We start from the raw sequence: 26,589 nt of genomic DNA, 5'->3' as shown, positions 1-26,589 counted from the left end.
ATATACAAGTATAGGCAAGTACGATGCGCCTATGGAAAACCCGAGTACCGACATGGGATGCGCTGTCATGGACAATGAACCGCAGGGCGCCGCCGCCCTCATCGTCAACGCTAGGATTGCCAGCTTCGATCCGGGAACGGCCGCGCCCTATGGCGTGGTGGACGGCGCGGACGCGATCGCGGTGCGCGACGGGCGCATCGCCTGGATAGGCCGGCGCGCGGACGCACCCGCTGCCGCGTGGACGGATGGGCAGGGGCGCCGGGGCCGCGTGATCGACGCCGAAGACGCCTGGGTCACGCCAGGCCTGATCGATTGCCATACCCACCTTGTGTACGCCGGTACGCGCGCCGCGGAATTCGAAATGCGCTTGAACGGCGCGTCCTATGAAGACATCGCGCGCGCCGGCGGCGGCATCGTGTCGACGGTGCGCGCGACGCGCCAGGCTGGCGAAGAAGGGTTGATCGCGCAGGCGCTGCCCCGCTTGCGCGCGCTGTTGCGCGAAGGCGTGACCACGGTGGAGATCAAGTCAGGGTATGGGCTGGACCGCGACACGGAGCTGGCCATGCTGCGCGCGGCGCGCGCGCTGGGCCATCGTCTGCCCGTGACGGTGCGCACCACCTTCCTGGGCGCGCACGCGCTGCCCCCGGAATACGCCGGCCGGGCGGACGACTACATCGATTTCGTGTGCACGCAAGTGCTGCCCGAAGCGGCGCGCCTGGGCTTGGCCGACGCCGTCGACGTCTTCCACGAAAGCATAGGCTTCGACGCCGCGCAGGCCGAACGCGTCTATCGCGCCGCGGCGGCGCTGGGCCTGCCGGTCAAAGTGCATGCCGAACAGCTGAACCTGTGCGGCGCGGCCGCGCTGGGCGCACGCTACCGTGCCTTGTCGGCGGACCACCTGGAACACCTGGATGAAGCGGGTGCGCGCGCCATGGCGGCCGCGGGTACCGTCGCGGTGCTATTGCCCGGTGCCTTCTATTTCCTGCGCGATACGCGGGTGCCGCCGGTGGATCTGCTGCGCCGGCACGGCGTGCCCATCGCCGTCGCCACCGACTGCAACCCCGGCACCTCGCCCTTCACGTCCCTGCTGCTGATGCTAAACATGGCGTGCACGCTATTTCGCCTGACGCCGGCCGAGGCGCTGAACGGCGTCACCCACGCCGCCGCGCAGGCCCTGGGCCTGCAGGACGAGGCCGGCAGCCTGGCACCCGGCAAGTGGGCGGACCTGGTCTTCTGGCAGGTGCCCGCGCTGGCCGAGCTGTGCTACAGCCACGGCATGCACGTCCCCGCGCGCATCCTGCGGCGCGGGGTGTAGCTCAGTCCGTCTGCATATGGCCTGTCTTGACGATCTGTCCCAGGCGGGCGCGTTCGTCCTTGGTGAACTTCTCGAACGACGCGCGCGTGCCGCCGCCGGCGTCCTGGCTGCTGCGCTGTAGCGCCTGCTGGACTTCCGGCGTCTTCAGCGCCGCGTTGACCGCGGCGTTCATCTTGTCCAGGATGTCGTCCGGCGTGCCGGTGGGCGCCAGCAGCCCGGCCCAGTGCACGATGCGCAGCGTGGGCAGGCCTTGTTCCGCCGTGGTCGGAATGTTGGGCGCACTCGTCATGCGCTTGTCGCCGGTAATCGCCAGGCCCTTGAGCTTGCCGCCGTTGATCAGGGGCAGGGTGGCGACACTGGCTTCCGAGGTCGCGTCAACCTGGCCGGCCACCACGGCCGTGACGCCTTCGCCGCCGCTCTTGTAAGTGATCGGTTCGACGTCCAGCCCCGTGGCTTCACGCAGCATTTCCGCGACGAACTGCGGCGCGCTGCCGTTGCCCGCCGTGGAGAAGGTGATGCGGCCCTTGTGGTTCTTCTTGGCGTTGTCCAGGAATTCCTTCAGGTCGTTGGCCGGGTTGGCGCCGCTGGTGACGATGACCGAGGGCGTGACGGTCATCAGTACGACCGGTGTCAGCTCTTCGTCCTTGTACGGCTGGTTGGGGCGGATCAGGCTGTTGGTGATCACGCTGTTGCCGCCCACCAGGAAGGTATAGCCATCCGGCGTGCTGTGCGCCACGTGGGCCGCGCCAATCGCGCCGCCCGCGCCGGGCCGGTTTTCCACGATGACGGCCTGGTGCAGCTGTTCGCTGACGGACTTGGCGACCAGGCGCGCCGCCAGGTCGATGCCGCCGCCGGGACTGAACGGCGCGACGAAGGTGATGGGATGCTCGGGCCAGTTCGCGGCCATGGAGGCGCCACCGGCCAGGCAGGCGGACAAGGCGAGCACGACGCCGGCACCGCGGCGCAGGAATGCTTGTTTCATGATGATCTCTCTGTCTTTTCTCGTTATGCGGGCGTGCCGGCTTGCCTGGACAGGTGTGCTGCGGTGCGCCGCTCGCACTGCAGCGTTCCATCGTTTGTTTTGCCGCGTTCCGCTGCTTGTTCCGCTGCGTTCCGCGACTTGTCGTGCTGCATTCAGCTCTTGTCCTGCCAGATGGATCGGCGGCGCCGTCTTGCGGTGAACGATCTCCCTGCCGCGATTGTGCCTGTTTCAAGACATGAGCGGAATCCCGACGTTTGCGGATTCAGGCTCTGTTCAGCATAGCGAAGCTTGCTGCGTTGGGATGCCCAGTTTTCGGTGGCCGAAGTCTTCGGGTGACCGGTGTCGAAACACAGTCGCCGGCCAACCGCGGCTTCGGCGTACTGCACCTTGAGTTCGGCCGGCCGGACCTACCGCGTTTATCCTGGTGCTTCGGATTCCAGTATCCGCGATGCCGGTGCCCAATATCAGGGTACGGTCGGTCGGCTGGTAGCGCATATATGGCGGTCGTATAGTACGCAGCTCTTGCAAGCAGGCCCTTCCCAAGCAGTGTCTTCACCACCATGACGATTTCCAGCGCCACGCCATCCCATGCCGACACGGCGACCCTGGAACAGGGTTCGGTCCATTGGATGCGCAATCTGGCGGTATGCGTGTTCGGCTCCTTCACCACCATCGTCGGCATGACGCTGCTGTTGCCGTTCCTGCCGCTCTACGTAGAGCAACTTGGGGTGAAGGACCACGCGGCCATCGTGCAATGGTCCGGCGTCGCCTTCGGCGCCACGTTCTTCACCGCGGCCTTGACGGCACCGCTGTGGGGCCGCCTGGCGGACCGCTACGGCCGCAAGCTGATGCTGATCCGTGCCAGCCTGGGCATGTCCATCGCCATGTCGTTGATCGGCATGGCCGGCAACGTCTATCAATTGGTGGGACTGCGCCTGTTGGCCGGCCTGCTGGGCGGCTACGCGTCCGGGTCCATGGTGCTGGTGGCCACGCAGACGCCCAAACAGCGCACCGGTTGGGCGCTGGGCGTGCTCTCGTCGGGCATCATGGCGGGCAACCTGGCCGGGCCACTGATCGGTGGCGCGCTACCGCCGCTGATCGGCATACGGGCGACTTTCCTGGCATCGGGCGCGCTGATTTTCGTCGCCTTCCTGGTGACGACTTTCCTGATCAAGGAAGAGCGTCGTCCCAAGGTGCACAAGACGGCGGACAAGCCCCGTGGCGGGCTGGCCGCCGTGCCGGACAAGGGGCCGCTGATGGCGATGCTGTTCACCGGCGCGCTGCTGATGCTGGCCAATATGTCCATCGAGCCCATCATCACGGTGTACGTCGCGCAGTTCGCCGAGCCGCACAACGTCACCATGGTGTCGGGCCTGGTGATGTCCGCCACGGCGCTGGGCAGCATCCTGTCCGCATCGCGCCTGGGGCGCCTTGCCGATCGGCTCGGCCATTGGAATGTGATCATCGGCTGTCTGCTGGTGTCCGCCCTGTTGTTGATCCCGCAGGCCTTCATCACATCGAGCTGGCAACTGGTCGCGCTGCGTTTCCTGATGGGCCTGTCGCTGGGCGGCTTGCTGCCCTGTATCGCCAGCGTGATCCGTCATAACGTACCGGAGCGCGTGGCGGGTGGCATGCTGGGCTATTCGACCTCTGCTCAATACGTGGGGCAGGTCGTGGGCCCGCTGGCCGGCGGTTTTGTCGGCGGCCATTTCGGCATGCGCTCGGTGTTCCTGGGCACCAGCCTGTTGATGGCGCTGGGTGCTTTGTACAACCGCGCCGTGCGTGTGCGTCGCGCTCGCGGGCAGCGTTGATCGATCAGCTTTTTGTCAGGCTGCCGCGCGATACGCTGCTGGTTTGATTCGAGTCACACGCAAAGTCAGCGGGGATGCCCGCGAAGTCGCGCTTGCGCAATAAAAGATCAACGGTGCGGGCTACCCGCAATCCTTGCGCTTGGCTTATTCTCCCTGTTCGGCACTTCGATCCGGACCCGATCCAACGTGATCGCGTTATTAAAAAACCAAGGAGACAAATTCATGCGCTGTGCTCTCAACCGTTGCTTTGCCGCGCTATTCGCCGTCGCGGCGGTCACCGCCGTTCCCGCTGCCCAGGCCGCGGATGCGTGGCCGGACAAATCGATTACCCTGGTGTCGCCCTATGCGCCTGGCGGCACCACCGATGTGCTCGCTCGGCTGCTGGCCACCCGCCTGCACGACAAGCTGGGCCAGACCATCATCGTCGAAAACCGCGCGGGCGCGGGCGGCAATATCGGCACGGCCTATGTCGCCAAGGCCAAGCCGGACGGCTACACCTTTCTGCTGGCCGCCAGCGGTCCCATCGTGATCGCGGGCACGCTGTACAAGAAGCTGCCCTACGACCCCGCCAAGGACTTCACGGAGGTGGTGCCGCTGGCGCGCACCAGCTTCGTGGTGGCCGTCAATGCCAAGTCCGGGCTCAACTCCATCCAGGACATCATCGCCAAGGGCAAGACGGGCGACCTGGTCTTCGGCTCGGCGGGCTCCGGCACACCGCAGCACATCATCGGCGAGATGTTCAACACCGCCGCGGGCACCAAGATCCGCCATATCCCGTACAAGGGATCCGGTCCGCTGCTGAACGACCTGGTCGGCGGGCAGGTGCCCCTGGCATTCGAAAACCCCTTGCCCATCATGCAGCAGGTGAAGGCCGGCAACCTGAAGGTGCTGGCGGTGACCGGCGCGCAGCGTTCGGCGGCCTTGCCGGATGTTCCGACGCTGGCGGAAACCGGCATCAAGGGCGTCGATGCGCAGCCGTGGTATGGGCTGCTCGGCCCCGCCGGGATTTCGGATGCGATCACGCAACGCATGAACAAGGAGGTGCAGGCCATCCTGAACGCCCCGGACGTCAAGGAACAACTGGCGACGCTGGGCGTGGAAGCCATGCACATGACGCCGGCCGAGTTTCACAGCTATGTGATCAAGGAGATCGGCACCTGGGGCAAGGCGGTGAAGGATTCGGGCGCGACGGTGGATTGATCGCGACAAAGGGCGGGCGCGTGCTTCCATGTACAAGCCCGCATCAGGATTATTCGTTCGAGGCAGCGTTCGGCTTCGGCCGGATGCTTTACTTTATCCGGCTGTAATCGAGCGACAGGCTCAGAGCCAGGCCTCGATCGCCTAGAACGACATTTCCAACGAAATGCCGGAGTAGTTGGCCCGAGGAGCCAGCTGCCGGCCCGGACCTTTCTCGAAATGAATCAGGCCGTACTGCTCCATTGTGCGCAAGGTACGTGAGAGGTTGGACTTCGCCCTACCGCTTCTGGCGGCCAACTCATTGACCGAAGCTGGCTCCGTCTGTGCAATCAAGGCCAGCAACGCTCGGTTCTTGTCCGACAAGACCTGGGATAGGCTCTCCATGGATTGAAACCAGACCTTGGGTTCGCCACGCTGTGGCCTGTATTCCCCTCGGGCAATCGCCAAGGTCCTGGCTTTGTATTGTTCGAGCGAGGCAATGCCTACTTTCAGCATCTTCATGTCAGAGACTCCTCTCTTGCAGTATCAGCTCAACTTCTTGCCAGAAATCCCGTATTAGCGTTGCGGCATCCGTATAGGTGTAGAAGCGTACCCGCTGACCTTTGTGCTTGTGGTCATATTCAATGCGTGTTTGCGCGCCTGGACCGGTGCGTTCTTTGACAGGGTGCGCGTTATCAAAACCGAGAATCCGTTCCCCGCTGTCATTGTGCAGTGTCAAAGAGTATTTGACCCCGTGCGGACGATGCACGGAAACCTCGACCGACTGGACCTCGAACTTGACCCAGAACCTGCCGGCCTTGTCCGCGACAAAGCTTTCACCGTCAAGCAGCAGCAAAGTGTCCAAGCTGGCGTCTCGCGTGGATCTCATGAATGTTATCACTCGTTAATAACTAAAATCAAGGCCATGAGCTTGTGTTGACCGTGACAATCGACGGTTCCAGGGAAGGCACGCAGGCGCCCAGTGGGGCCAATGAAAAAGGCCCAGCCAAAGCTGAGCCTCCGAACTCCAACCGTCTCGTCGCGCTACACCAACGGACTATGAGTCCGTCGTCCAATTCACTCCAACGGCTTCAACTCCCCCAACACCGTAGGGATCAGCTCCGACACAGTCGGATGAATATGCACGGTGCGCTGCAGCGTCGTATACGGCGCCTTGCTCGACATCAGATCCAGTATCCCGTGGATGGCCTCGTCGCCACCGGTGCCCAGGATGGCCGCGCCCAGGATGGCCTTGCTTTCCGCATCGACCACCACCTTCATGAACCCCTCTGTTTCCCCTTTTTCCACAGCGCGGCCAACGCGCGTCATCGGCCGAATCCCGACCAACGCCGGCCGGCCCGTCGCCCGCACGGCGGCCTCCGTCATGCCGACGCGGCCCAGGGGCGGGTCGATGTACAGGGCGTAGCAGGGCAGGCGATCGGTGACGCGGCGCGGATCGTCATCCAGAAGGTTGGCCGCGACGATCTCGAAATCGTTGTACGACGTATGCGTGAAAGCCCCGCGTCCGTTGCAGTCACCCATCGCCCAGATGTGCGGAACGCTGGTGCGTAGCGCGTCGTCGACCACGATGTAGCCATGTTTGTCGGTCTTCACGCCCGCCACGTCCAGTCCCAGGTCTTCCGTGTTGGGCCGCCGTCCCACCGCCATCAGCACGTGCGACCCGATGATGGGGCCGGGATCCTTGTCGCAAGACACGCGCACCGCCGCGCCGTCGGCATGCGCTTCGAAGCGTATGCATTCCGCATTCAACTGCACGCGTATGCCTTCCTTTTCCAGAATCTGCAGGATGGCGTCGGAGACATCCGGATCTTCCCTTGAAATCAGCCGCGGGCCTTTCTCGACGATGGTCACGTCGGCACCAAAGCGGCGGTACATCTGGCCGAATTCCAGGCCGATGTAGCTGCCGCCGATCACGACCATGTGCCGCGGCACGATATCCATTTCCAGCAGGCTGGTATTGGTGAGCAGGGGGACGTCGTCGGCACCCGGCATGTCCGGAATGTTCGCGCGGCAGCCGACGTTGATGTAGATGCGATCGGCAGACAGGCGCTGGCCGTTCACGTCCAGTTCATGCGGGCCGACGAAGCGCGCATGGCCTTTCAGGACGGTGCAGTTGTCCATGCCGCGCAGCCACTTTTCCACGTTGGTGCGGGCGCGCATGACCACCTCTTCCTTGCGTGCCTTCAATCGCTTGGCGTCGACGCCGACGTCACCCTGCAATGCCACGCCGAAGTCTGCCGAGCGGCGAGCCAGATGGGCGGCGTAGGCGCTCGCGACCAAGGTTTTGGTGGGCATGCACCCGGTATTGACGCAGGTGCCGCCGAAATCCTTGCGTTCAATGATCGCGACGCGCTGGCCGGCTTGCGTCAGCCGGCCAGCCAGCGGCGGCCCCGCTTGGCCGGCGCCGATGATGATGGCGTCGAAGTGGTTGGCGCCGGCGCCGCCCGAGGGCGAGGCCGTGCGCGGGGAGGATTTTCCGGAAGGGACGTTCGCGGGATGCGTGCTCATGAAATACCTCTCTATGCGCGCGGCCGCGCGGCGGATGGATGACGGGATGGCACAACTGTAATCGGTCGCGGCCGGAAGGCGCTACCATCGCGGCATGAGCACCGACATCCGCCGCCGCGAATTTTTCCGCCGATCCGCCCGCTCCGCCGGCGCCGCCGCCGCGCTGTCGATGTTCCCGCCGGCCATCCGCAAGGCGCTGGCGATCGAGGCGGACAGGCGCACCGGCACGCTGCAGGACGTCGCCCACATCATGGTGCTGACGCAGGAGAACCGCTCCTTCGACCATTACTTCGGCACCCTGGCCGGCGTGCGGGGCTTTGGCGACCGCTTTCCCATCCCCGTGCCGGATGCGCCCGGGATGGCGGGCAAGACCGTCTGGTACCAACGCCATGACGGCCAGCCGCCCGATCTGCCATCCATCCTGGCGCCGCAGCACAACGACACCGCGGTGGATTTCCGCCTGATGCGCACGGCCGGTACGCCGCACCTGTATCCCGATGCGCAGGACGCCTGGGACGGCGGCCGCATGACGCATTGGCCGCAGTTCAAGAAGAACGCTTCGATGGTGTACTACACCGAGGCCGATATGCCTTTCCAGTTCGCCCTGGCCAATGCCTTCACGCTGTGCGATGCGTACTATTGCTCCCTGACCGGCGGCACCAACCCGAACCGCTGCTTCATCTTCACGGGCACCAACCACGGCAGGGACGATCCGGAGAAGCCGGGCATCTACAACGGCCCCGCGCTGGACAACAGCTACAACAAGCTGAACAACGGCCCGCGCAAGGACGGCTATACGTGGACAACCTACGCGGAACGCCTGGAGGACGCCGGCGTCAGCTGGCAGGTCTATCAGGACAATGAATTCGAGTTCTATGCGCTGAACCCCTTGTTTGGGTTCAAGGCCTTCCGCCAGGCGTACGCGCACAGCGTGCCGGCGGTGTCGCCGGCGCGCACGGAGCGTGAACGCGCCCTGTACGAGAAGGGCATACGCACGCGCAATGTGGCCATGCTGAAGGCCGACGTGATGGCGGACCGTCTGCCACAGGTGTCGTGGATCTGCGCGCCGTCATCGGCGTCCGAACATCCGCAGCCGTCCAGCCCGGCCCAGGGCGCGGCTTTCACCGCGCAGGTGCTGGAGGCCTTGACCTCCAATCCCCGCGTGTGGAGCCGCACGGTGCTGATCCTGAACTTCGACGAGAACGACGGCTTCTTCGATCACATGCCGCCGCCCGCGCCGCCGTCGTATGCCCGCACGGAAGGCGGGGCGGTGTCGCGGGATCCGCAGGGCGCCAGCACGGTCGACACCACCGACGATTACCTGGGCGATGCGGTGGGCGGCATCGAGGCCACGCTGCCGTATCGCCATCACCCCTACGGCATGGGGCCGCGCGTGCCCATGTACGTGATCTCGCCGTGGAGCCGCGGCGGCTGGGTGAATTCCGAAGTCTTCGACCATACGTCGGTGCTGCGCTTCATCGCGCGGCGCTTCGGCGTGGAGGAACCCAACATCAGTCCGTGGCGCCGCGCCGTGGCGGGTGACCTGATGTCGTGCTTCGACTTCGCCACGCCCAACGATGGGAGTGTGCTGGCCCCGTTGCCGGACACCGACACGCTGGACCGGCGCAGCCGGTCATTGCCCGGCGTGGCCACGCCCGTGGCGCCGCCGCTGCCCGCGCTGCCGGTCCAGGCGCAAGGCACGCGGCGCTCGCGCGGCCTGCCGTATGAGCTGCATGTGGATGAAGTCCATGGCGATGAAGGCCATTGCGATGCGGTCCCGCGCGATGTACTCCCTCGCGATGAAGGCGCTGCCGATGCAGTCCATGGCGATGATGGGCGCGCGGGCGGCAGCCAGGCGCGCGTCGTGCAATTGCGCTTCTCGAATACCGGCCAGCGTGCCGCGGTGTTCCATGTGTACGACGTCGCCCGCCTGGACGCGTTGCCGCGTCGCTACACCGTAGAGCCGGGCAAGGCGCTGGCGGACCGCTGGTGGACGGCGGCGGATGGCGGCTATGACCTCTGGGTGCTGGGGCCGAACGGCTTTCATCGCCATTTCGTGGGCACCGTGGATTCCCATGTCGGCGCAAGCCGGTGCATGGCGCGGGTGCGCTATGCGCCCGGGGAAGGGGCGCTGGTGCTGACTGTGCTCAATCACACCCAGGCGACCGTGGCGGCGACGGTCGGCGACAACGCTTATTTCGATCGTGCCACGTGGCGGCGCGAGATACCCGCGGGGCAGCAGGCCGAATGGCGCTGGCCCTTGGCGGCCTCGCATCACTGGTATGACTTCACGCTACGGCTGGACGGCCATGCCGGCTATGCCCGCCGTTTTGCGGGGCGCATGGAGGTGGGCGCCGACGGCTATTCCGATCCCGCCATGGGCGGACAAGCCGTCGGGACGCAGGCGCGTATTGCGTGATTCCGCGTGCCTTATCCGGTGCGCCTGATCCAACATGTCGAGTCCGGGAGACAAATTCAGCGAGACGGAGCCGGCGGGCAGGGCTGGCGGGACGAACCGACGGGACAGCGCTCGGGGCGCAGCATCTGGCTTCGGGCGACCCATAGGCGTTGAATCGAAATTATCGAACGGGGATCATTAATTATTGTTTTGCGATAATTTGCGCGCTATGATGTCCCACGCTTTCCCCATGAGGTTTCTATGCCGCTCTCCACTCCCGCCGCTGCCGCGCGCAGTGTGTCACCCGATCGTCTTGCCCGTCTCAGCCACCGCATGGCCGGGCTTACCCTGGCCGTCATGGCCGCCTTGCTTGCGCTGAACGTGCTCAATTGGCTGTACCCCCCTTATGCCTCCGACAGCTATGGCTTCAGTTTCGGGCTCAGTTCGCGCTGGCTGGCCCATCGTTCCATCGACGTCACTGCGTTTCCCGCCTGGCAGACGGCGGGCGCCATCCTGATTACCAGCGTGCCGCTCCTTGTCCTGATGCGCGGACTGACGCACTTGCGCGCGCTGTTCCGCTCCTATGCCGACGGGGCGTATTTTTCGATGGAGGCCGCGCGCAATCTGGCCACCGTGGGCCGTTCGATCGCCTGGTGGGTCCTGGCGGAATTCCTGGCCGAACCGATTCTCAGCCTATGGCTGACGCTGCGGGCCGAGCCCGGCCACCGCATGGTCGTCATGTCCCTGGATACGCCGGCCCTGGTGTCGCTGTTCGTCGCGGCGTGCATCGCGGTGATCGGCAAGATCCTGCAGCGCGCCTGCGAGGTCTATCAGGAAAACCAGCAGTTCGTGTAATGGGCTCGCCCGACATTTTCATTGCGACAGGATCCGGAATGCCCATCGTCGTTACGCTCGACGTCATGCTGAGCAAGCGCAAGATGAAATCGAAAGACCTGGCGGCCATCGTCGGGATCACGGAACAGAACCTGTCCCTGCTCAAGTCCGGCAAGGTCAAGGGCGTGCGTTTCGACACCCTGGAGGCGATCTGCCGCGCGCTGGAATGTCAGCCGGGCGATCTGCTGGAATACCGCGAAGCCGACGAGGCCTGACGGCGGCCGGGCCAGCAGGCCCCGGCCGCCGCGGGGCTGCCAACCCGCGCTGCAACGTCGGGGTCAGCCCTCGCAATCCGCCCAGCAGTTGGGCGTTTCGTACAGGCGCACGCGTGCCAGCCGCAGCTCGCCGCCAAATTGGCGGTGATAGTGCGGACGCAGCACGTCGAAAGCGATGCGGGCCAGGTTTTCCACGGTGGGGATGCGGTCCAGCACCACGGTCTTGTGGCCGGGCAGACTTTCCAGGAAGCCGCGCACGGCGCTGTCGCCCGAGTACACCAGGAAGGCGTGATCCCACAGATCCACCAGGTGTTCGTTGGCGATGGCCTTGATGTCCGAGAAGTCCATCACCATGCCGTTGTCCGAGGCGCCCGGCGCATCGATGACCTGGCCTTCCAGCGTGACTTCCAGCACGTAGCGATGCCCGTGCATGTTGCTGCACTGGCTGCGATGGTCGGGAATACGGTGGCCGGCGTCGAATTCCAGCCTGCGTGTGACGGAAATCGTGCCCGGCTGCGCGCGGGTAGGGCTGCTCATGGAATGCCTATGTATTTATGGGTTTGCAGGCTCAGCCGCCATTGCGGGTGAGCCATGCAGTATTCGACGATGGCTTGCGTATGGGCCGCGCGCGCCGGCCCGTCCATGGGTTGCAGGAAAAAGTGATCGAAGCGCAGGCCGGCGAAGGCCTCGGGCCGGGCATCGGCCTGCGGGTAGACCAGCTTCAATTCATTCCCGGCGCGCACGACGACCGGCGCCTTGCCCTTGGGGCTGACGCAAATCCAATCGATGCCCGGCGGCGGTTCGATGGTGCCGTTGGTTTCGATGGCGATGGTGAAGCCGCGCGCATGCACGGCGTCGATCAAGGCGCGATCGAGCTGCAGCAGCGGTTCGCCGCCCGTGAACACCACGTAGCGGCCCGCGGTATCGGGGCCCCATTCGGCGGCAAGCGCATCGGCCAAGCGGTCGGCGGTGGCGAACTTGCCGCCGCCCGGGCCGTCGGTCCCGACGAAGTCGGTATCGCAGAAGGTACAGGCGGCGGTCGCGCGGTCGCTTTCGCGGCCCGACCACAGATTGCAGCCGGCAAAGCGGCAAAACACCGCGGCACGCCCTGCCTGCGCCCCTTCGCCCTGCAGGGTTTTGAAAATTTCCTTGGCGGCGTAGGTCATACGGGTCTGAAAAGCCAGCAGCGAGTCTCTAAAACACGACATTTTACCCCGCCAGGGTTTTCCCTTGCCGTTCTGCTCCGTGCCCTCGGCTCAACCGGCGAAAAACGCGAAGCGGATCACGAACAGCGCGGCCACCAGCCATGTCGCGGCATGCACGTCGCGCGCCTTGCCCGTCAGCGTCTTCAGGACGACGTAGCTGATGAACCCGAAGGCCAGGCCGTTGGCGACGGAATAGGTGAAGGGCATGACCAGCGCCGTGAGTGCGGCGGGCGTGGCCTCGGAAACGTCGTTCCAGTCGACCTCGATCAATTCGCGCATCATCAGGCCGGCCACGTAGAGCAGGGCGGGGGCGGTCGCATAGGCGGGTACCGAACCGGCCAGCGGCGAGATGAACAGCGCGGCAAGGAAGAGCAGCGCCACCACGACGGCGGTCAGGCCCGTGCGTCCGCCGGCCTGCACGCCGGACGCGCTTTCGACGTAGGCGGTGGTACTGCTGGTGCCCAGGGCGGAGCCGGCCACGATGGCCGCGCTATCCGCGAACAGGGCGCGGCCCAGGTTGTTGGGCTTGCCCTCCGGGATAAGGCCGGCACGCTTGGCCACGCCGATCAGCGTACCGGTGGCGTCGAACACTTCCACCAGCACGAACACCAGGATCACGTGAAAAAAGCCGCTGTGCAGGGCGCCTGCGATATCAAGCTGAAGGAAGGTCGGCGCCAGGCTGGGCGGCGAAGAGAACAAGCCATGGAAGCTGTTGTAGCCCAGCAGCATCGACAGCACGGTGACGGCCAGGATGCCGATCAGGATGGCACCGCGCACGCGCAGCGCGTCCAGCGCCGCGATGATGAAAAACCCCAGCACCGCGAACAGCGGCCCGTGCGTGCGAAGGTCCCCCAGGCTGACCTTGGTGGCCGGGTTCGCCACGACGATGCCTGCATTGGACAGCGCGATGATGGCCAGGAACAGGCCGATGCCCGCGGCGATCGCGCTGCGCAGCGATTGCGGAATGCCCTTGATCAGCCACCCGCGTATGCCCGTGATCGTCAGCAGCAGGAAAATCAGGCCGGATATGAAGACGGCGCCCAGCGCCTGCTGCCAGGAATATCCCATGGCCTTGACCACGGTGAAGGCGAAAAACGCATTCAATCCCATCCCGGGCGCCATGCCGATGGGCCAGTTGGCCAACAGGCCCATGACCAGCGAGCCGAGCGCCGCCGCCAGGCAGGTGGCCACGAACACCGCATCGCGGTCCATGCCGGTCGTCGACAGAATGTCCGGGTTGACGAAGATGATGTAGGACATCGTCAGGAAGGTTGTCAGCCCCGCGATGATCTCTCCGCGTGTGGTCGTCCCGTGTTCGGTCAGTCGAAATACTCGTTCCAGCATGCGCCTCTCCCAGGCAGTCTCCCGTCGTCGCGGGCGTGATTGGCCAAGGCGCGAAAATAACACTTCCTCGCGGCCGTGGTCCGCGGCGGCGTCGCGCACGGGCGCAGTAAACTGGGGCCCATGATCATTCTCGGCTTTGAAAGCTCCTGCGATGAAACCGGCGTGGCGGCCGTGTGCACCGAACGCGGCCTGCTCGCGCATGCCTTGCATACGCAGATCGCCATGCACCAGGAATACGGCGGCGTCGTGCCCGAACTGGCGTCGCGCGATCACGTGCGGCGCGTGGTCCCGCTGACCCGGCAGGTGCTGCATGAGGCCGGCCTGGCGGTCTCGGACATCGACGCGGTGGCCTACACGGCCGGCCCGGGCCTGGCGGGCGCGCTGCTGGTCGGGGCCAGCGTGGCGCAGGCTTTTGCCTGGGCGCGCGATCTGCCGGCCATCGCGGTGCATCACCTGGAGGGACACCTGCTGTCTCCCATGCTGGCGGACCCCAGGCCGGAATTCCCTTTCGTTGCCCTGCTGGTCTCAGGCGGCCATACCCAGCTGATGCGGGTGGACGGGGTGGGGCGCTATACGCTGCTGGGCGAAACCCTGGATGACGCGGCCGGCGAAGCCTTCGACAAGTCGGCCAAGCTGCTGGGGCTGGGCTATCCGGGCGGCCCCGCGCTGGCCAAGGTGGCGGAGCAGGGCGATCCCGCGCGCTTCGAGCTGCCCCGACCCATGCTGCACAGCGGCGACCTGGATTTCAGCTTCAGCGGCCTGAAAACCGCCGTGCTGACGAAGGTCAAGGCGATAACGCAGGCGGGTGGCGCCCCGGACGCCGCCACGATTGCCGATCTGGCCGCCGCCACGCAGGCCGCCATCGTGGACGTGCTGGCTGCCAAAGCGGCGCGGGCGCTGAAGGAAACGGGTTTGCGGCGCCTGGTGGTGGCGGGCGGCGTGGGCGCCAACAAGGCGCTGCGCGAACGGCTGGCGGATTCCCTGCCGCGGCTCAAGGCCCAGGCGTATTTCCCGCCGCTGTCGCTATGCACCGATAACGGCGCGATGATCGCGTTTGCCGCGGGTGAGCGCATCAAGGCCGGGCTCGCGGTGCTGGATCGAAGCGACCACGCGTTCACCGTGCGGCCGCGCTGGGATCTGGAGGAGCTGTCCGTGGCGGCCTGACAAAAGACCCGCCCGGCGGCCTTGCCCTCAGCCTTTTTTCTTCTGCCCGATTCGCGATTCGGTTCCGTTCAAGAGGCGGCCGATATTCGCGCGGTGGCGCAGGATCAGCAGGATGCTGATGATGACGATCGCGGTCAGCAGAGGCGGCTCGGCGTACCACGCCAGCTTGGAACCGAACAGGTAGTACAGCGGCGCGAAAATCGCGGCGACCACAGCTGCCAGCGACGAATAACGGAAAAACACGGCGATGATGATCCACGTCGCCACCGTGGCCAGCGCCAGCCAGGGCGATATCGCGAACAGTACGCCCAGCGCCGTTGCCACCCCTTTGCCGCCGCGAAATTTCAAAAACACGGGGTACAGGTGTCCTAGGAAGACCGCCACGGCCGACAGCGCCAGCACGTTCCAGGTCACGCCGACCGGGCTGCCAAGCTGCTTGACCAGCCACACCGCGAACCAGCCCTTGGCGGCGTCGCCCAGCAGCGTCAGCGCAGCGGCGGTCTTGTTGCCGGAACGCAGAACGTTCGTGGCGCCCGGGTTGCCGGAGCCGTAGGTGCGCGGGTCCTGCATGCCCATCAGGCGGCTCACCACCACCGCGAACGGTATCGAGCCGATCAGATAGGCCAGCAGGATAAGGCCGACGTTGAAGACGATGGGATGGGCGCTTTGCAGCATGGGATCTTTCCCCGGGACGGAATCAGCGGCGGATTCTACCGTGGCGGCCGGGCGCCAGCGAGCTTCCGCGCCCCGGCGGGCGCGCCGGCAAGCGCACAAGGCGGCGCCATCAACGGCGGGGAAACGCCTGTCGCCGACCGCCTACAGTACAATTCGACGCGACCCGCGCCATAATTTTCCTTTCGATGCAGAATGCGGATTCTGGTTTCCAACGATGATGGTTATTCGGCCCCCGGCCTGCAGGCGCTGGTCGAGGCCTTGCGCGGCTTGGGCGACCTGACCGTGGTCGCGCCGGAGGTCAACCACAGCGGTGCCTCCAATTCCCTCACCTTGAGCCGGCCGTTGTCCGTGCGCGAAGCCGCCAATGGCTTTCTCTATGTGAACGGCACGCCTTCCGATTGCGTCCACGTCGCGCTTACCGGCGGCCTGGTGGACGGTCGTCCCGACCTGGTCGTCTCCGGCATCAACAATGGCGCCAACATGGGCGACGACACCCTGTATTCCGGCACGGTCGCCGCCGCGATCGAAGGCTATCTGTTCGGTATTCCCTCCATCGCGTTCTCCCTGCATGAAAAGGGGTGGGCGCACCTGGATGCCGCCGCCGCGATGGCGCGCCGCGTGGTGGAACACCAGATCGAGCGGCCTCTGCCCGCGCCCGTGCTGTTGAATGTGAATATCCCCAACCGGCCCTTGCCCACCATGCAGGGCATGCGGGTGACGCGGCTGGGCAAGCGCCATCCCTCCGAACCGGTCGTGCGGACGACCACGCCCTACGGCGACACGGTGTACTGGATCGGCCCGGCAGGGCTGGCCGCCGACGCCGGCCCGGACACGGATTTCCATGCGGTGGCCGACGGCGCGGTATCGATCACCCCCTTGCGGCTCGACCTGACGCACCAGGGCAGGCTGGCGGAAGTGCGTTCGTGGGCGGAGCCTTTATGCGCAAACGGGTAGGTCCCGAACCCATCCCGCCGGCAAGCCCGTCCGTCCGGTCTCGCGGCCCCGCGTACCAGAGCGGTACCCTGGGGCCGGGCTACACCGCCGCCAACAGCAATACGCGCATCTCCGCGGCGACGCTGCCGCGCAATGCGCCCGCGCCGGCGGTGCCCGACGCGGCCGGCAATCTGGGCTTGAATTCGGAACGCCTGCGCCGCGCCATGGTGCAGCGGCTGCGCGACCAGGGCATCAGCGACGACCGCGTGCTGAACGCCATGGAAGCCGTCCCCCGGCATCTTTTCGTGGACCAGGCACTGGCCAGTCGCGCCTACGAAGACGCCGCGCTGCCGATAGGCCATTCGCAGACCATCTCGCAGCCCTGGATCGTGGCGCGCATGATCGCCGCCGTCTGCGAGGGCCGCGCGCCCACGCGGGTCTTGGAAGTCGGGGCGGGTTGCGGCTACCAGGCGGCCGTGCTGGCGCAATTCGTGCGGGACGTCTACGCCATCGAACGCATACGCGGGCTGTACGAACTGGCCCGTGGCCACTTGCGGCAATTGCGCCTGACCACCCGCGTACGGCTGACCTACGGCGACGGCATGCTTGGATTGCCGAACACGGCGCCTTTCGATGCTATCGTTGTGGCCGCCGCCGGCCTGGCGATTCCGCAGGCATTGCTATCGCAGCTGGCGCCGGGCGGCCGGCTGATCGCGCCCGAGGGCGGTTCCAACCAGCGCCTGGTGCTGGTGGAACGGACCGGGGCGTCCAGCTGGAAACGCGTGGAACTCGAAGCCGTACGCTTCGTCCCGCTAAGGGCCGGCATACAATCGTGAGCAACCAGGAGAATCATATGCTCGACGGGCAGTTGCAGCTGACCGGAACCGAATTCCCGGGCGCGCACGCCGCGCGCTCGTCCCGCGCCATGCTTTGCGTGGGACTTCTGTGCCTTGTCCTGGCGGGCTGCGCATCACGCACGACGCGCGCGCCTGTCGTCGATCTGAACACCTCGCCCGCGCCGGCGGCTCCCGCCGCGACAGGCGCGACCTATGTGGTCAAGCCGGGCGACACGCTGTACGGCATCTCGCGCGCCAATGGGGTGGACATCGAAAGCCTGAAGCGCTGGAACAACATCACGGATTCCAACCACCTGGCCGTCGGCCAGGTCCTGAAGCTGTCGGCGCCGTCTGCCGGTGCCGCGACGGCCGGAGCGGGCGGCGCAAAAACGGCGCCCGGTACGCCGGTCAAGCCGTCGGATACGCGCATCGAACCTACGCCGCTGCCGCCGCCGGGCGAACAACCGACGCAGCCCACGCAGCCGCCCGCCGCCAGTGCGCCGCCGGCCGCGCCAGCGCCAGCGCCGGCGCCGGCAGAAGCTCCCAAGCCGCAACGCGCGCCCGACGCCGGCGTGATCGGTTGGGGCTGGCCCGCGCAAGGCCCGGTCATCGCCAACTTCAGCAACAGTACCAAGGGTATCGATATCGCCGGCAATGCGGGCGATCCCGTGGTGGCGGCGGCCGACGGCAAGGTCATGTACAGCGGCAACGGTGTACGGGGCCTGGGCAACCTGATCATCGTCCAGCACACCAACGGCTTCATCACCGCGTACGCGCACAATCGCGCGCTGCTGGTCAAGAGCGGCGCCGAAGTAAAGAAGGGCGCCAAGATCGCTGAAATCGGCCAGACCGACGCGCCGTCGCCGCGCCTGCACTTCGAAGTGCGCCGCCAGGGCACGCCGGTCGATCCGCTGTCATACCTGCCGCAGCGCTGACCATGACGCCCACCCTGGTCTTCGATCTGGAAACCCTGCCTGACGTGGCGGGCCTGCGCCGCCTGAACGGATGGCCCGCGGAGCTGCCCGACAGCGAAGTCGCCGAACGCGCCTTCGCCGAACGGCGTGAAGCGACCGGCGGCGATTTCCTGCCACTGCACTTGCACCGCGTGGCGGTGATCGGCTGCGTGTTTCGCGACGACCAGGGTTTCCGCGTGCGCACACTGGGCAATCCCGACGATCCCGAACCCGTGCTGCTGGCCGGTTTCTTCAAGACCATCGAACGCTATACGCCCAAGCTGGTCAGCTGGAACGGTTCGGGCTTCGATCTGCCGGTGTTGCACTATCGCAGCCTGATTCATGGCGTGGCCGCGCCGCGCTACTGGGATCTCGGCGAAGACGACCGGGACTTCAAGTTCAACAACTACATCGGCCGATACCATACCCGGCACATCGACCTCATGGACGTCCTGGCCAAGTACAACGGCCGCGCCAATGCGCCGCTGGACCAGCTGGCCAAGCTGTGCGGGTTTCCGGGCAAGCTGGGGATGGACGGCAGCAAGGTCTGGGAAGCCTGGAACCAGGGCAAGGCCGACGAAGTCCGGGCCTATTGCGAAACGGACGTGGTCAACACCTGGCTGGTGTATTGCCGCTGGCGCTTCCTGCGTGGCGAACTGGACGCGGCCTCGTATCAAGAGGAAATCGACCTGGTGCGCGAAACGCTCGCCGCCAGTCCCGCGCCGCACTGGAAGGAATACCTGGCCGCCTGGGACCAGGAATAAGCGCGCGGGCGTTGAAATATCGGCTTCCTGCTCCGCTGCGCAATCGACTGAAACAGACTGGGCCGCGCGCGAAACCAGCGCGTAATCGGCACCCCATGACAATGGTCTCGCACTCTCACCCCGTAGGAGACCTTACATGTCCCGATTCGCCATTCGTCCCATCGTCGCCAGCCTGGCCGTAGCCCTTGCCGCCGGCACATTCGCCGGAGCCGCCTCGGCCGCGCCGGATGCCGCTCCCGCCGCAACGCAGTCCGGGGCCGATCACGCCAGCAAGGATGCGGGCGGCCACCATTTCCACCACATGCATGAAATGCGCGACGCCATCTGGCTGCCCGGCGTCGGCCCCATCGCCAAGAAGGAAATCGCGGCCCTGAAGCTGGATGCCAACCAGCAGTCCCTGTTCAGCGCGGCCCAGCAGACACAGGAGGGCGTTCACAAGGCCATGCGCGAAAACCAGATGAACCGCCGCAAAATGCTGGATGAACAGCTGAAGGCCGGCAAGCTGGATCCCCATGCCTTGGCGGACGCGCAAGGCCAGGCGCGGCAGCAGATGCAGGCCCAGGCCGATCAGGCCAGGCAGAAATGGCTGGCCCTGTGGGATAGCCTGAACGACGGCCAGCGCCAGCAGGTGACGCAGTTCGTCAAGGACCGCCAGGCCCGCAAGCAGGCGCACATGCAGGAACATCGCAAGGAGGGCCATTCCGGCGCGGGTCACCGCCCGGCGCCGGCCGCGCCCGCCACGTCCGGCTGATTTGGCCCATGCCGGCGCGGTCTGTACGGACCGCGTCCGGGCCAGGCGGCACACCCTGCGGGTGGCCGCGCTCAACGCCCCGATTCGTCATGTGCGAATCGGGGCGTTTTTCCTTTCGCGGCCGCCTCGACGACCACGGCCCCGCCGCGGCAGCGGACCGGCTTGCGAACCCGGCGGGCAGGGCTTCGTTCCGCGGACCACCGCCTTGCCGCGCAGCCTCGGCGACGAAGCGAAGCGGCCTGCGCCGGATGGCCCCGTTGTGGGGCGCCCGCGATGTGCGCGCGGGCCGCTCGCACTGCCGTGGTGCGCGCCGCGGCCGTGTAGCCATACGCGCTGGCGACGGCATCGATGCATCGTTTACGCATCCTTCATGGTGTGAAGAGTTGGCACGGATTTCGCTTTGATGGGGTGGAAGCCGGGGAGGCGCGGCTGTCCCTCATGCGAATGATGGATCGCCGCGGCGGCTTCGAAGCTGGTTATTCCTGCCGCGCCATGAGCGGGGGCTTCGGCCGCCGGCTCATGTCCACCTACACGCACCTTAGACCTCAGGATTCTTGCCATGAAGAAGACGCTGCGCGCAGTGCCCCTTGTCCTTGCCACGTGTTTTGCCGCCGCTGCCCACGCCGATCCGACCGACCTGGGCGGCGGATTTTCCTTGAGCGGCAACGGCACCATCACCAACGACTACCGCTTCCGTGGCTATTCGCAGACCGATTTCCGGCCCGCGGCGCAATTGGGCTTGGATCTGACGCACTCGTCCGGCTTCTACCTGGGCAACTGGAACTCCAATGTGTCCAGCACGCTGTACACCGAAGGCAACCTGGAAATGGACTTCTACGGCGGCTGGCGCGGCGAGGTCTACAAGGGCTTCGGCATCGACGTCGGCGTGCTGCACTACTACTACCCCGGCTCCAGCTCGCCCAAGGGCGGCAACTACAACAACACCGATCTCTATATCGCCGGTACCTACGGCAACTATTCCTTGAAGTATTCCTATACGCCCGGCGATTTCTTCAGCACGCCGAATTCCAAGGGCACCTGGTACCTCGACGGATCGGCGACCTTCGACCTGGGCGACGGCTGGGGCCTGGTGGGCCACGTCGGCTACCAGAAGCTGAAGAACCAGGTCGACACGGACGGCGACGAGCTTGGCCATTACGTCGACTACAAGCTGGGTGTCACCAAGGACATCAAGGGCTGGGTCTTCGGATTGGCCGCGGTCGGTGCGTCCAAGGACAATTGGTACAACACGAAGTACGACCATCCGGCCGGCCGCCTGGGCCTGGTCGCGTCGATTTCACGTACGTTTTGACGCGGCCGCGCCGCATCTGGCGCGATCGTTCGACCAGGCCTGCCGCCGTGGCGCCTCGCGCCGCGGCGTGACGGGACCGATCTCATCCATACCAAAAGCGGCTTGACCGCGCTCCCAAGGGGAAACGTCCGCCACTCGGCGGACGTTTTTTTTCCAGAGCTTCTACAATGCCGGGCTGTTCTCTCGAGATTGCCGATGGCCGAAGTTCTGAATATCGAATCCCTGGACCTGGAAGCCAGGGGAATTGCCCGCCGCGAGGGCAAGGTGGTTTTCGTCGAAGGCGCGCTGCCCGGCGAACGCGTGGCGGCCGATACCGTCCGGCGCAAGCCGTCCTATGAGATCGCTCGCACCGTCGAGGTGCTGCGCCCGTCGTCGCAGCGCGTGACGCCGCGCTGCGCGCATTTCGGCGTGTGCGGGGGCTGCGCCATGCAGCACCTGGAGCCCGCGGCGCAGGTCGCGATCAAGCAGCGGGCGCTGGAAGACACCTTCTGGCATGTCGGCAAGCTGCGCCCGCAGCGCATCCTGCCGCCGCTGCACGGGCCGACCTGGGGCTACCGCTTCCGCGCCCGGCTTTCCGTACGCGTGGTGCCGAAAAAGGGCGGCGTGCTGGTGGGCTTTCACGAGCGCAGGAGCAGCTATGTCGCGGATATGCGCGAATGCCACGTCCTGCCGCCCCACGTCGCGCGGCTGTTGCTGCCGCTGCGCGCGATAATCGGCGCGATGTCCGCGCCGGATCGCCTGCCGCAGATCGAAGTGGCGGTGGGGGACGTCGCCACGGTGCTGGTGCTGCGCCACCTGCTGCCGCTGACGCCGGCCGATATCGACATCCTGCGCGCCTTTGCGCAGGAAAACGGCGTGCAATGGTGGCTGCAGCCCAAGGGGCCGGACACCTGTCATCCGCTGGAACCCGGGCATGCCGAAACGCTGGCGTACACCTTGCCGGAGTTTGACCTGCGCATGCCGTTCAAACCCACCGATTTCACGCAGGTGAATCATGCCATCAACCGCACGCTGGTCTCGCGCGCCTTGTCGCTGCTGGAAGCGCAGCCGGACGAGCGCGTGGCCGACCTGTTCTGCGGGCTGGGCAATTTCACGCTGCCTTTGGCCACCCGCGCACGCGAGGTCGTGGGCGTCGAAGGCAGCAAGGCGCTGACCGACCGCGCCCATGAGGCCGCCACGCGCAACGGCTTGGGCGAACGCACGTCCTTCGCCACCTTGAACCTGTTCGAGGTGGATGTGGATTGGCTACGCGGCTTGGGGCACTTCGATCGCATGCTGATCGATCCGCCGCGCGAAGGCGCGCAGGCGGTGGCGCAGGCGCTGGCGCAGTTGTCGGCCGACGAGCGTCCGCGCCGGATCGTATACGTTTCCTGCAACCCCGCCACGCTTGCGCGCGATGCCGCGATCCTGGTGCACGAGGGCGGCTACGCGCTCTTGAGCGCTGGCGTGATCAACATGTTCCCGCACACCGGTCACGTGGAATCGATCGCCGTATTCGAATCGCAGGATACGGCGGCCATCGAGACGGCACAGCGCCAGGCGGCGGAAAAGCGCCGTGAAGCGGCCGAAGCAGGCGCCGCCGCGGACGCGAAGGCGGCTTAGCATCCCGCGCCGGGGGCCGGCCCAGGAGGGGCGGCGGCCGGCGCAGGGTCCGGCCGAGGTCTGAGCCCGCGCCGGCTCAGGCGGAGGTCTGAGCCAGTACCCGCTGCGCTTCCTCGCGCACGCGGGCGGGCGCGGTGCCGCCGATATGGTTGCGCGCGGCCACAGAGCCTTCCAGCGTCAGGACCTGGTGCACGTCCTCGCCGATGGACGGGTTGTAGGCCTTGAGCTCGTCCAGCGTCAGGTCGGCCAGGTCGCAGCCGCGTTGTTCGCAGTCGCGCACCGCATGCGCGACGACTTCGTGCGCATCCCGGAACGGCAGGCCGCGCTTGACCAGGTAATCCGCCAGGTCCGTTGCCGTCGCATAGCCCTGCAGGGCCGCGGCGCGCATATTGTCGGCCTTGACCTTGATGCCGCCCACCATGTCCGCGAAGATGGTCAGCGTGTCGCGCAGCGTGTCGGCGGTATCGAACAGGCCTTCCTTGTCTTCCTGGTTGTCCTTGTTGTAGGCCAGGGGCTGGCCCTTCATCAGCGTCAGCAGCGCCACCAGATGGCCGTTGACGCGGCCGGTCTTGCCGCGTGCCAGTTCGGGCACGTCCGGGTTCTTCTTCTGCGGCATGATGGAGCTGCCGGTGCAGAAGCGGTCCGCCAGGTCGATGAAGCCGACGCGCGGGCTCATCCACAGCACCAATTCTTCGGAGAGCCGGGAGACGTGCGTCATCACGAGGGCCGCGGCCGCGCAGAACTCGATGGCGAAATCGCGGTCGGACACCGCGTCCAGGGAATTGCGGCAGACGCCGTCAAAGCCCAGGGTGGCGGCCACGCGCTCGCGGTCGATGGGGAAACTGGTGCCGGCCAGGGCGGCCGCGCCCAGCGGCAGGCGGTTCACGCGGCGGCGGCAATCCTGCAGGCGTTCGGCGTCGCGGCCGAACATTTCCGCATAGGCCAGCAGATGGTGGCCGAAGGTGACCGGCTGGGCCACCTGCAGGTGGGTAAAGCCCGGCATGATCGTGTCGGCATGCGCCGCCGCCACGGTGGCCAGCGCATGGCGCAGCTGGCGCAGCAAGTCCAGCAAGATGTCGATTTCGCCGCGCAGCCACAGGCGGATATCCGTGGCGACCTGGTCGTTGCGGGAACGGCCGGTGTGCAGCCGCTTGCCGGCATCACCCACCAGTTCCACCAGGCGCTTTTCGATGTTCAGGTGCACGTCTTCCAGGTCGAGCAGCCACTGGAAGGTGCCGGCATCGATCTCCGACAGGATCTGCGCCATGGCACGTTCGATGTCGGCCTTGTCCTGCGCCGAAATGATGCCCTGGGCGGCCAGCATGTCCGCATGGGCCAGGGAGCCCTGGATGTCGTGACGCGCCAGGCGGCGATCGAAATCCACGGACGCCGTGTAGCGTTTGACGAGATCGGAAACCGGTTCGGAGAAGCGGGCGGACCAGGCTTGCGCCTTGTTGGCGAACTGGTTCTGGGAGGGAGAAGGAGGCGTCGACATAGTGGTGGGGATTATAGAGCCGGCCGTGGAGGGCGGTGAGATAATCGATCCGGCAATGCCGGGCCGGTGGTGAGATAATCGGGGCACGTTCCAACGGTCTCGCCGGCCGTCTGTCACTCTTCATACGGAAGTATTCCCATGAACGCACCCCGTGTCGCGATCGCGCAGATCAACGCTTGTGTCGGAGACCTGTGCGGCAATGCCGAACGCGTCCTGCAGGCGGCCCGCCAGGCGCACGAGATGGGCGCCGACATACTCCTGACGCCGGAACTCGTCCTGACCGGCTATCCGCCCGAAGACCTCCTGCTGCGCCCGCAGTTCGTCTGCGAACAGCAGCAGCAGCTGGACGAACTGCGCCGGGACCTGGCCCAGTTCAAGGGCCTGCACGTGGTGGTGGGCCACGTGGATGGCGATACCTGCGGCGCCAAGGCCTACGCCTTCGCCGATCGCAACGGCCGGCACGTGCTGTACAACGCGGCCTCGGTCCTGTTCGAAGGCCGCCTGCTGGGCACGTACCACAAGCGCGAGCTGCCCAATTACTCCGTATTCGACGAGCAGCGGTATTTCACCGCGGGCGGCAAGCCCTTTACTTTCGAGGTCAAGGGCACGCGCTTCGGCGTGGCCATCTGCGAGGACATCTGGTTCGAGCACGCGCCCAAGGCGGCCCGCGAAGCCGGCAGCCAGGTGCTGCTGGTACCCAACGCCTCGCCCTACAACACGGGCAAGCAGGCGCAGCGCCTGGAAGTGATCGCGGAATGCGCGCGGCTGAGCGGCGGGCCGGTCATCTATGCGAACCTGGTCGGCGGCCAGGACGAACTGGTGTTCGATGGCGCCTCTTTCGCGGTCGACGCCCAGGGCCGCCCCAGCGCCCGCCTGCCCGAATTCCAGGCCTGCGTGCACGCAGTGGACATCGGGCCGGACGGGACCGTCACGCCGGCCGGTCCGCAATCGGACATGCAGCCCACGGAAACGGAAGAGCAAGTCTGGAAGGCCCTGGTCCTGGGGGTGCGCGACTACCTGGGCAAGAACCGTTTTCCGGGCGCCATCATCGGGCTGTCCGGCGGCATCGATTCCGCCGTGGTGCTGGCCATCGCGGTGGATGCGCTGGGCGCGGACAACGTGCGCGCCGTGATGATGCCGTCGCGCTACACGGCCGACATCTCGCAGACCGACGCCGCGGACATGGCCAGGCGGCTGGGGGTGCGCTACGACGTGATCGCCATCGGGCCGGTGGTGGATGGCTTCGAATCGGCGCTGGCGCCGCATTTCGCCGGCATGGCGCCGGATGCCACCGAGGAAAACATCCAGGCCCGCACGCGCGGCACCCTGTTGATGGCGCTCTCGAACAAGACCGGGCGGCTGGTGCTCACCACCGGAAACAAGTCCGAAATGACCACGGGCTACTGCACCCTCTACGGCGACATGGCGGGCGGGTTCGCGGTCATCAAGGACGTGCCCAAGACCCTGGTCTACCGGCTGGCCAACTGGCGCAACCGCCAGCAGGAAATCATTCCGGAACGCATCATCACGCGGCCCCCGTCGGCGGAACTGCGGCCCGACCAGAAAGACCAGGACAGCCTGCCGCCGTACGACATCCTGGACGGCATCATGGAACGCTACATGGAGGGCAACGCCTCGGCGGCCGACATCGTCGCGGCCGGTTTCCCGGAGGACGCGGTCGAACAGGTGGTACGCCTGATCCGGATCAACGAATACAAGCGCCGCCAGGCGCCGCCGGGGCCCCGGATTACTCCTCGGGCGTTCGGCAGGGATTGGCGCTATCCTGTCACGAACGGCTTTCGGGAAACACCCTGACCCGCCGCGACCGGCACCTGGCCCGGCCGCTGCCGGCACGCTCGAACCCTTCGACATAAATAGAACTGAGGACTGCAAGTGAAACAAGTCACCGCCATCATCAAACCGTTCAAGCTGGACGAGGTCCGCGAGGCCCTGGCCGAAGTCGGCGTCAGCGGCCTGACCGTGACCGAAGTCAAGGGCTTCGGGCGGCAGAAGGGGCATACCGAGCTGTACCGCGGGGCGGAATACGTCGTCGATTTCCTGCCCAAGATCCGCGTCGAAGTCGTGTTGCCGGACGAGATGGTCGACAACGCCATCGAAGCCATCGTCAAGGCCTCGCGCACCGGCAAGATCGGTGACGGCAAGATTTTCGTGACGCCGGTCGAGCAGGCCATCCGGATCCGCACCGGCGAATCCGACAACGAAGCGCTGTAATCG

25 protein-coding genes are annotated in these 26,589 nt (G+C 66.1%); 16 read left to right on the top strand and 9 right to left on the bottom strand.

The genetic code is table 11. The features are described 5' to 3' along the window. Positions 1 to 67 precede the first annotated feature (67 nt). Positions 68 to 1,315, top strand: a complete 1,248-nt coding sequence (gene hutI / locus AKI39_RS14570; protein ID WP_066637347.1) for an imidazolonepropionase — start codon at positions 68 to 70, stop codon at positions 1,313 to 1,315. Between the two features lies 1 nt (position 1,316). Here the strand turns inward: hutI and AKI39_RS14565 are convergent, their stop codons facing one another. Continuing rightward, complete coding sequence (locus tag AKI39_RS14565; RefSeq protein WP_066637345.1) at positions 1,317 to 2,297, bottom strand: Bug family tripartite tricarboxylate transporter substrate binding protein; 981 nt, start codon at positions 2,295 to 2,297, stop codon at positions 1,317 to 1,319. A gap of 560 nt (positions 2,298 to 2,857) precedes the next feature. On the opposite strand from AKI39_RS14565, the gene AKI39_RS14560 reads away from it, so the two are divergent. Beyond that, a complete protein-coding gene (locus AKI39_RS14560) occupies positions 2,858 to 4,108 on the top strand; it encodes an MFS transporter (protein ID WP_066637342.1) in 1,251 nt (416 codons plus the stop codon). A 222-nt stretch (positions 4,109 to 4,330) separates the two neighbouring features. Next, the gene (locus tag AKI39_RS14555) at positions 4,331 to 5,308 is read left to right on the top strand and encodes a Bug family tripartite tricarboxylate transporter substrate binding protein (RefSeq protein WP_066637340.1); all 978 of its coding nucleotides are present in this window, start codon (positions 4,331 to 4,333) and stop codon (positions 5,306 to 5,308) included. A gap of 141 nt (positions 5,309 to 5,449) precedes the next feature. Here AKI39_RS14555 and AKI39_RS14550 read toward each other — a convergent pair whose 3' ends face one another. From AKI39_RS14550 to AKI39_RS14540, 3 genes are all read right to left on the bottom strand, one after another. Continuing rightward, on the bottom strand, positions 5,450 to 5,806 hold the full coding sequence (locus tag AKI39_RS14550) for an HVO_A0114 family putative DNA-binding protein (protein ID WP_066637330.1): 357 nt from the start codon (positions 5,804 to 5,806) through the stop codon (positions 5,450 to 5,452). A gap of 1 nt (position 5,807) precedes the next feature. Next, positions 5,808 to 6,149, bottom strand: coding sequence for a toxin-antitoxin system TumE family protein (locus AKI39_RS14545; RefSeq protein WP_235610653.1), 342 nt, complete (start codon positions 6,147 to 6,149; stop codon positions 5,808 to 5,810). Between the two features lie 212 nt (positions 6,150 to 6,361). Continuing rightward, complete coding sequence (locus AKI39_RS14540; RefSeq protein WP_083228857.1) at positions 6,362 to 7,813, bottom strand: FAD-containing oxidoreductase; 1,452 nt, start codon at positions 7,811 to 7,813, stop codon at positions 6,362 to 6,364. 94 nt (positions 7,814 to 7,907) lie between these two features. Between AKI39_RS14540 and AKI39_RS14535 the strand changes: the two genes are divergently transcribed. From AKI39_RS14535 to AKI39_RS14525, 3 genes are all read left to right on the top strand, one after another. Then, complete coding sequence (locus tag AKI39_RS14535; RefSeq protein ID WP_066637328.1) at positions 7,908 to 10,232, top strand: phosphocholine-specific phospholipase C; 2,325 nt, start codon at positions 7,908 to 7,910, stop codon at positions 10,230 to 10,232. A gap of 240 nt (positions 10,233 to 10,472) precedes the next feature. Beyond that, positions 10,473 to 11,066 (top strand): DUF2975 domain-containing protein, encoded by a 594-nt coding sequence (locus AKI39_RS14530; RefSeq protein ID WP_076879706.1) that lies wholly within the window; start codon positions 10,473 to 10,475, stop codon positions 11,064 to 11,066. Between the two features lie 38 nt (positions 11,067 to 11,104). Beyond that, the gene (locus tag AKI39_RS14525) at positions 11,105 to 11,320 is read left to right on the top strand and encodes a helix-turn-helix domain-containing protein (protein WP_066643027.1); all 216 of its coding nucleotides are present in this window, start codon (positions 11,105 to 11,107) and stop codon (positions 11,318 to 11,320) included. A 63-nt stretch (positions 11,321 to 11,383) separates the two neighbouring features. Here the strand turns inward: AKI39_RS14525 and queD are convergent, their stop codons facing one another. The 3 genes from queD to AKI39_RS14510 all read right to left on the bottom strand — a co-directional run bounded on the left by queD (position 11,384) and on the right by AKI39_RS14510 (position 13,869). Continuing rightward, positions 11,384 to 11,857 (bottom strand): 6-carboxytetrahydropterin synthase QueD, encoded by a 474-nt coding sequence (queD, locus tag AKI39_RS14520; protein ID WP_066637327.1) that lies wholly within the window; start codon positions 11,855 to 11,857, stop codon positions 11,384 to 11,386. Then, positions 11,854 to 12,486, bottom strand: coding sequence for a 7-carboxy-7-deazaguanine synthase (gene queE, locus AKI39_RS14515; protein ID WP_066637319.1), 633 nt, complete (start codon positions 12,484 to 12,486; stop codon positions 11,854 to 11,856). The genes queD and queE overlap by 4 nt, the downstream gene beginning before the upstream one ends. Before the next feature lie 90 nt (positions 12,487 to 12,576). Then, complete coding sequence (locus tag AKI39_RS14510) at positions 12,577 to 13,869, bottom strand: NCS2 family permease (protein ID WP_066637310.1); 1,293 nt, start codon at positions 13,867 to 13,869, stop codon at positions 12,577 to 12,579. A 120-nt stretch (positions 13,870 to 13,989) separates the two neighbouring features. Here AKI39_RS14510 and tsaD point away from each other — a divergent pair, with 120 nt between their 5' ends. Beyond that, a complete protein-coding gene (gene tsaD / locus AKI39_RS14505) occupies positions 13,990 to 15,033 on the top strand; it encodes a tRNA (adenosine(37)-N6)-threonylcarbamoyltransferase complex transferase subunit TsaD (protein WP_066637299.1) in 1,044 nt (347 codons plus the stop codon). Positions 15,034 to 15,060: 27 nt separating this feature from the next. Here the strand turns inward: tsaD and plsY are convergent, their stop codons facing one another. Next, positions 15,061 to 15,708: a glycerol-3-phosphate 1-O-acyltransferase PlsY gene (gene plsY, locus AKI39_RS14500; protein ID WP_066637294.1), complete on the bottom strand. Its 648-nt coding sequence runs from the start codon at positions 15,706 to 15,708 to the stop codon at positions 15,061 to 15,063. A 192-nt stretch (positions 15,709 to 15,900) separates the two neighbouring features. On the opposite strand from plsY, the gene surE reads away from it, so the two are divergent. The 7 genes from surE to rlmD all read left to right on the top strand — a co-directional run bounded on the left by surE (position 15,901) and on the right by rlmD (position 22,859). Then, complete coding sequence (surE, locus tag AKI39_RS14495) at positions 15,901 to 16,662, top strand: 5'/3'-nucleotidase SurE (protein ID WP_066637292.1); 762 nt, start codon at positions 15,901 to 15,903, stop codon at positions 16,660 to 16,662. Beyond that, the gene (locus tag AKI39_RS14490; RefSeq protein WP_066637290.1) at positions 16,647 to 17,477 is read left to right on the top strand and encodes a protein-L-isoaspartate(D-aspartate) O-methyltransferase; all 831 of its coding nucleotides are present in this window, start codon (positions 16,647 to 16,649) and stop codon (positions 17,475 to 17,477) included. The genes surE and AKI39_RS14490 overlap by 16 nt, the downstream gene beginning before the upstream one ends. Before the next feature lie 17 nt (positions 17,478 to 17,494). Continuing rightward, a complete protein-coding gene (locus AKI39_RS14485) occupies positions 17,495 to 18,412 on the top strand; it encodes a peptidoglycan DD-metalloendopeptidase family protein (RefSeq protein ID WP_066637289.1) in 918 nt (305 codons plus the stop codon). Positions 18,413 to 18,414: 2 nt separating this feature from the next. Further along, positions 18,415 to 19,194 (top strand): ribonuclease H-like domain-containing protein, encoded by a 780-nt coding sequence (locus AKI39_RS14480; RefSeq protein ID WP_066637286.1) that lies wholly within the window; start codon positions 18,415 to 18,417, stop codon positions 19,192 to 19,194. 136 nt (positions 19,195 to 19,330) lie between these two features. Further along, the gene (locus AKI39_RS14475) at positions 19,331 to 19,945 is read left to right on the top strand and encodes a hypothetical protein (protein ID WP_066637276.1); all 615 of its coding nucleotides are present in this window, start codon (positions 19,331 to 19,333) and stop codon (positions 19,943 to 19,945) included. Between the two features lie 559 nt (positions 19,946 to 20,504). Further along, a complete protein-coding gene (locus AKI39_RS14470) occupies positions 20,505 to 21,257 on the top strand; it encodes a TorF family putative porin (RefSeq protein ID WP_066637274.1) in 753 nt (250 codons plus the stop codon). A gap of 195 nt (positions 21,258 to 21,452) precedes the next feature. Beyond that, entirely contained in the window at positions 21,453 to 22,859 is a 1,407-nt protein-coding gene (rlmD, locus tag AKI39_RS14465) for a 23S rRNA (uracil(1939)-C(5))-methyltransferase RlmD (protein WP_066637272.1), read from the top strand. A 76-nt stretch (positions 22,860 to 22,935) separates the two neighbouring features. Here rlmD and argH read toward each other — a convergent pair whose 3' ends face one another. Continuing rightward, positions 22,936 to 24,354 (bottom strand): argininosuccinate lyase, encoded by a 1,419-nt coding sequence (gene argH, locus AKI39_RS14460; protein WP_066637270.1) that lies wholly within the window; start codon positions 24,352 to 24,354, stop codon positions 22,936 to 22,938. A 138-nt stretch (positions 24,355 to 24,492) separates the two neighbouring features. Here argH and AKI39_RS14455 point away from each other — a divergent pair, with 138 nt between their 5' ends. Together AKI39_RS14455 and AKI39_RS14450 are read left to right on the top strand one after the other, a co-directional pair. Beyond that, on the top strand, positions 24,493 to 26,169 hold the full coding sequence (locus AKI39_RS14455; RefSeq protein ID WP_066637267.1) for an NAD+ synthase: 1,677 nt from the start codon (positions 24,493 to 24,495) through the stop codon (positions 26,167 to 26,169). 78 nt (positions 26,170 to 26,247) lie between these two features. Continuing rightward, positions 26,248 to 26,586 (top strand): P-II family nitrogen regulator, encoded by a 339-nt coding sequence (locus AKI39_RS14450; protein WP_066637264.1) that lies wholly within the window; start codon positions 26,248 to 26,250, stop codon positions 26,584 to 26,586. The last annotated feature ends 3 nt before the right edge of the window (positions 26,587 to 26,589 follow it).

It is taken from the genome of Bordetella sp. H567 (assembly GCF_001704295.1).
Classification (GTDB): Bacteria; Pseudomonadota; Gammaproteobacteria; order Burkholderiales; family Burkholderiaceae_B; genus Bordetella_C.
This window is presented reverse-complemented; position numbering and strand designations above follow the sequence as displayed.

Bases quoted from the DNA above. Each gene is read 5' to 3' on its own strand.
- tsaD (WP_066637299.1), top strand. From the start codon at position 13,990: ATGATCATTCTCGGCTTTGAAAGCTCCTGCGATGAAACCGGCGTGGCG.
- AKI39_RS14510 (WP_066637310.1), bottom strand. From the start codon at position 13,869: ATGCTGGAACGAGTATTTCGACTGACCGAACACGGGACGACCACACGC.
- AKI39_RS14485 (WP_066637289.1), top strand. From the start codon at position 17,495: ATGCTCGACGGGCAGTTGCAGCTGACCGGAACCGAATTCCCGGGCGCG.
- hutI (WP_066637347.1), top strand. From the start codon at position 68: ATGGACAATGAACCGCAGGGCGCCGCCGCCCTCATCGTCAACGCTAGG.
- AKI39_RS14480 (WP_066637286.1), top strand. From the start codon at position 18,415: ATGACGCCCACCCTGGTCTTCGATCTGGAAACCCTGCCTGACGTGGCG.
- surE (WP_066637292.1), top strand. From the start codon at position 15,901: ATGCGGATTCTGGTTTCCAACGATGATGGTTATTCGGCCCCCGGCCTG.
- AKI39_RS14475 (WP_066637276.1), top strand. From the start codon at position 19,331: ATGTCCCGATTCGCCATTCGTCCCATCGTCGCCAGCCTGGCCGTAGCC.
- AKI39_RS14455 (WP_066637267.1), top strand. From the start codon at position 24,493: ATGAACGCACCCCGTGTCGCGATCGCGCAGATCAACGCTTGTGTCGGA.
- rlmD (WP_066637272.1), top strand. From the start codon at position 21,453: ATGGCCGAAGTTCTGAATATCGAATCCCTGGACCTGGAAGCCAGGGGA.
- plsY (WP_066637294.1), bottom strand. From the start codon at position 15,708: ATGCTGCAAAGCGCCCATCCCATCGTCTTCAACGTCGGCCTTATCCTG.
- AKI39_RS14540 (WP_083228857.1), bottom strand. From the start codon at position 7,813: ATGAGCACGCATCCCGCGAACGTCCCTTCCGGAAAATCCTCCCCGCGC.
- AKI39_RS14470 (WP_066637274.1), top strand. From the start codon at position 20,505: ATGAAGAAGACGCTGCGCGCAGTGCCCCTTGTCCTTGCCACGTGTTTT.
- AKI39_RS14490 (WP_066637290.1), top strand. From the start codon at position 16,647: ATGCGCAAACGGGTAGGTCCCGAACCCATCCCGCCGGCAAGCCCGTCC.
- AKI39_RS14530 (WP_076879706.1), top strand. From the start codon at position 10,473: ATGCCGCTCTCCACTCCCGCCGCTGCCGCGCGCAGTGTGTCACCCGAT.
- AKI39_RS14555 (WP_066637340.1), top strand. From the start codon at position 4,331: ATGCGCTGTGCTCTCAACCGTTGCTTTGCCGCGCTATTCGCCGTCGCG.
- queD (WP_066637327.1), bottom strand. From the start codon at position 11,857: ATGAGCAGCCCTACCCGCGCGCAGCCGGGCACGATTTCCGTCACACGC.
- AKI39_RS14525 (WP_066643027.1), top strand. From the start codon at position 11,105: ATGCCCATCGTCGTTACGCTCGACGTCATGCTGAGCAAGCGCAAGATG.
- AKI39_RS14565 (WP_066637345.1), bottom strand. From the start codon at position 2,297: ATGAAACAAGCATTCCTGCGCCGCGGTGCCGGCGTCGTGCTCGCCTTG.
- AKI39_RS14550 (WP_066637330.1), bottom strand. From the start codon at position 5,806: ATGAAGATGCTGAAAGTAGGCATTGCCTCGCTCGAACAATACAAAGCC.
- argH (WP_066637270.1), bottom strand. From the start codon at position 24,354: ATGTCGACGCCTCCTTCTCCCTCCCAGAACCAGTTCGCCAACAAGGCG.
- queE (WP_066637319.1), bottom strand. From the start codon at position 12,486: ATGACCTACGCCGCCAAGGAAATTTTCAAAACCCTGCAGGGCGAAGGG.
- AKI39_RS14560 (WP_066637342.1), top strand. From the start codon at position 2,858: ATGACGATTTCCAGCGCCACGCCATCCCATGCCGACACGGCGACCCTG.
- AKI39_RS14535 (WP_066637328.1), top strand. From the start codon at position 7,908: ATGAGCACCGACATCCGCCGCCGCGAATTTTTCCGCCGATCCGCCCGC.